5 protein-coding genes are annotated in these 3,969 nt (G+C 47.1%); all 5 read right to left on the minus strand.

Annotated features, from left to right (window positions below; translation table 11 throughout):
• Positions 1 to 689 (minus strand): IS4 family transposase (locus tag C7B77_RS25545; protein WP_146138515.1); only part of this gene is annotated, 689 nt, incomplete at its 3' end.
• Between the two features lie 160 nt (positions 690 to 849).
• Complete coding sequence (locus C7B77_RS25550; protein WP_106311598.1) at positions 850 to 1,209, minus strand: hypothetical protein; 360 nt, start codon at positions 1,207 to 1,209, stop codon at positions 850 to 852.
• Between the two features lie 184 nt (positions 1,210 to 1,393).
• Positions 1,394 to 1,762, minus strand: coding sequence for a hypothetical protein (locus C7B77_RS25555; RefSeq protein WP_106311601.1), 369 nt, complete (start codon positions 1,760 to 1,762; stop codon positions 1,394 to 1,396).
• A 403-nt stretch (positions 1,763 to 2,165) separates the two neighbouring features.
• On the minus strand, positions 2,166 to 2,438 hold the full coding sequence (locus C7B77_RS25560) for a GlsB/YeaQ/YmgE family stress response membrane protein (RefSeq protein WP_106311603.1): 273 nt from the start codon (positions 2,436 to 2,438) through the stop codon (positions 2,166 to 2,168).
• 141 nt (positions 2,439 to 2,579) lie between these two features.
• Positions 2,580 to 3,911, minus strand: coding sequence for a hypothetical protein (locus C7B77_RS25565; protein ID WP_106311606.1), 1,332 nt, complete (start codon positions 3,909 to 3,911; stop codon positions 2,580 to 2,582).
• Positions 3,912 to 3,969: the final 58 nt, after the last annotated feature.

Consider the following 3,969-nt stretch of genomic DNA (forward strand, 5'->3'; position numbering starts at 1 on the left):
GCGATTTCACAAGACTGTTCTGGATGAAGGCGAGCACAATAAGTTAAGTGCATTAGTCGCCATGCGACAATTGAATAAGTTGCTAGTGCATTAAGCAATCTATCTTTTGTTTCTAGTTGGAGTTGCTCGATTTTGCATCCGCTCTTGAGTGTGTAATGAAATCTTTCGATTAACCATCTCAGACTATACCATCTGACACATTGCCAGACTTGGGCTAATGTTTCTACGGGTAATGTGGTCAGCAATAACCATCTAATTGGCTTAGCTTCCTGCGGTGGGTTAACTTCTTCGACTAAGATGATATTTAATTGAATCGGCTGATACTTACTGCGCTGTTTATGGTGTCTGGGCACCTCAATCTTTACTGCCATTGCTCGCACCGTTAAACATGCCGTTCTTAACACCCGCTCTGGGTTTCGAGGAATTTCAATGTTCATCTGCCCTAGCACCGCAGCTCCGACACTCATGTGATGACTGGCTCGAATCTGTTCTGGTTTGACTCGTTTGTTCGCCCATAGCCGATAGATACTTTGGCTTTGGGATTTACTCTCACTAGCCGCTTGTGGCACACTTTGCCCTGGATGCTTGCTCAAACATCTCACTACTTCCTGCACCCTTTTCCCATGCCAGCAATCATCAAATGCACTGTAATGAATTTCTTGGCTGCTCCAGTCTTGTAATCTTGCCATCTTTCTCCCTCACCAGTTACACTCGCTTTGTCTATTTTACAACTGGCTCCTCAATCCCCCTCCCTCCCGTTTGTGTGCGCCAAGAGAGAGGGGCTGGGGGTGAGGGCAAAAGGCTGGCATTTTACATTTAATTTCGCCTATCTACCTAACCGATCGATTATCAATTATCGATTCTTGAATCGCTACTCTTTGGTAAAATCCAAAACCGATACACCACATAGAGAATGATGCCAAAGACCGAGAGCGTAATCAGCGAAGTTATCAGTTGAAAGACAGTCTTAATCAGCGTCAGACTCAATAACCCACCCCCAGCGATCGCTAGCAGCTTACCACTAGCTGGAATACCATTAAACCACTCCAGAAACTGTTGATAGCTGCGTTGCAGCGCATCGATTCCAAAACTAGGCGCATCGACATCGATTTGATTGAGAGATTCCGATCCGGATGTAGTAGCGCGATCGATCTCGATTTTCAAATCGCGAATGCGGCGTTGCCAATCTTGAGGTTGTGGGGAAGTCATGTCGAAGGAGTAGATGGGTGGATGAGTGGATGGTAGTTACAGAGCGGGCGTTTTAATGGCGATCGAGATCTAGTTCTACATTTCTAGCTCATCTGAGCTGAGAAATTCTGTAAATTGCGAAACTATAATTTCTCGATCGAGATGATATCTTAGGGTCGATCGCTTACGATGAGCGAGTTATGTCTCAATCTGGCATCACTTCAACTGCAACCACATCGATCGTGTCAGGTGGAGTATCCCGCAACAATTTACCACGCTCGATTTTGAGTGATTCACCACAATTGGCACATTGAATTTCGCTGCCATTAATGCCTTGAAGTGGATAACTGCACACCGGACATTCAGCTTGGACGATACTGCGGCGCAACCACCAAAAGAATCCCAAAAATCCAACCATGGGGGTAATAATGACCAATCCCACCACGATCAGTGCCGATTTTACGACCCATCCTAATCCTAGGCTACCCAATAACAGACAGATTGCCACAATCGTCAGCCAGGATTGAAACCGAGGTAGATTGACTTGAAATAGATTAGGGCTGTTGTTGTTCACTCAAAGTAGCTCCATAGAACTGGAAGCCTAGTCATTCTCGATCTTTACCGTGCGGGTCGAGAATCGTTGACGCAGCCTCTCTAAAGCAGAATCGCCGATCCATCTAGGTCGAGAAATTTGTTCCATTCTCTAGTTTATCAGGAATTTCCGGCGATGTTAGGGTCGGTTTCAACAGTAGGAAATCCGCACATCATACCTTCTCAAGACTAGACTGGGGATCTCGATCGTCTGCTCTGTTTGCAAAAAGTCGTTTTGCAGAAAGTCATTGGTGTTTAAAATTGGCTCGATCGGTCGATCGAGCCAATTTTAATGTGCCATCGCCTGACTATCTTTCACCCAGCCGATTTGAGGTACGAGCGCGATATTTTCGCTCGAAATAATCTAGACGTTGGGTACTATTTACCTAAGCATTTTGAGTAACTAAGCCCCAGATGAAGATGACAACCATCGAACCTAATACGGCACAAATAAACGAGAAAAGCGAGCCGCCACCAGCAGCGGCTAAAGCAAGTTTTCCCGTCGTTATAAATGTATACAAAGAACCACCGACAAACGCACCCACAACGCCTAGGAGGCTGGTTGCAATGATGCCACCACCCTGACTTCCAGGATAAATCAATTTAGCGATCGCGCCAGCCACTAAGCCAAGTACCGCCCAACCAATAAGATTCCACATAGCATTAATTCTCCTACTCTAAAGTTTAGATAGATGCTTTATTTTTACCCATTTAAATCGAGTATTAGATATGTCTTGAAGCTTCTGTTTTTCTTATTTTAACCGATCGCCTCGGTCGAGGTCTGGGCGGTTAATTAATTCTTAATTTTTAGCTCCAAAGCCAGTCTTTTTCGGCTGAGACTTGGGTTTGGCTTTATCTTTGCTCACTTCTGACACTGCCGATTGAAACAATTCGTGTAAGTGGACGGGAACGCTAGCGATATCTGGTAGATCTGGCTCTAAATATTTATTAAATTTAGTCAAGATCGAATCGAGATCGGCAGTCAGATTAAAATTGGGCAGATCGAACATTTGGCCGATCGCTTGTTGCAACTGCTGGGGATACCGCTCGGCCAATCGTCGCCAGACAAAGGCATTCATCTGCGGGTTGGTCAAACATTTGCGGATAAAGTTGAGATCGGTGAGGCTATAGTGCGTCTCGATCGGTGTTAGCAAGGTTTGAAGCTGGGGATAATCGGCTAAAAACATCTGCCCCCAATAGGGATGGCTCATCGCGGTGACGGCGGCTGCCGATTTGAGGTGCGCGGGGAGTTCGACCTTGGGGGAAACCATCTTCTCTAAGCTGGTTTTTTGCCCCTTGGCGGCTTCTGAATTATCCGCACCGAGGGTTTCGGTCATAGCTTGCAAATCTTCGGCACTGACCCCCGCATCGCTGGCCAGATCGGCGAGCGATTTGGATGAATCGATCCCAGCGGCGGCTAACTGTTTTTCGACCATCCAATTTTGAAATTCGCCGATGCGCGCTTGCAATTGATGTCCGGTTAAGGTCACTTCATCGCTGCCAAAGAACTCGACAAAGCGATCGTGATAGACTGCTACCGATTCCCAGGCTGCGGCCAAAGCTTCGGGAGCATCGCAATAAAGATAATGCGGATAATTTTGGCGAAAAGTCCCGATAGCTACTGCGAGTTTCGGACGACCCAATCTACCCAAGGACACCCAGGGAGTCAAGATCGCCCAATCGATATCGACAATCGGACTGAGTTGCGCGATAATTACCTCGCCCACTTTGAGTCTATTCATGGCAGCTTGGGCAGCTTCGTCGCTAAATTGAATCCGGTAATGTCTGGCGGTCAGCCAATTCATCACTTCTAAGCCATTCGGAAAGATTTGGACGATCGCGACTAAACCGACAAAGCTCCGCCGCCAACTGCTGACGAGCTGTCGATCTTCAAGGCTCAGATCCGATCGACTAGCGAGAAATAAGTCTAGCGGAGTTTTACCATCTACCTCACCCTCGATCGCAAATCGATGTACCAGCAGTTTGCGCTGTCCGGGATCTAACTGGGGATGGCGAGCTATTTGCTGGGCGGTGTAGCTTTCTAGGCTACTAGCTAAAGCGGGTGTGGTTTGAATCAGATCGATAATTGCCGACCACAACAAGCCAGCACGAGCGAACAAAGGATCGAACATATCGTGTTTATGAGTGGGGAGTGGAGAGTTGGCTACCGCGTACCGACAAGTCCACTAG

This window comes from Chamaesiphon polymorphus CCALA 037, assembly GCF_003003845.1.
Lineage (GTDB): Bacteria > Cyanobacteriota > Cyanobacteriia > Cyanobacteriales > Chamaesiphonaceae > Chamaesiphon > Chamaesiphon polymorphus.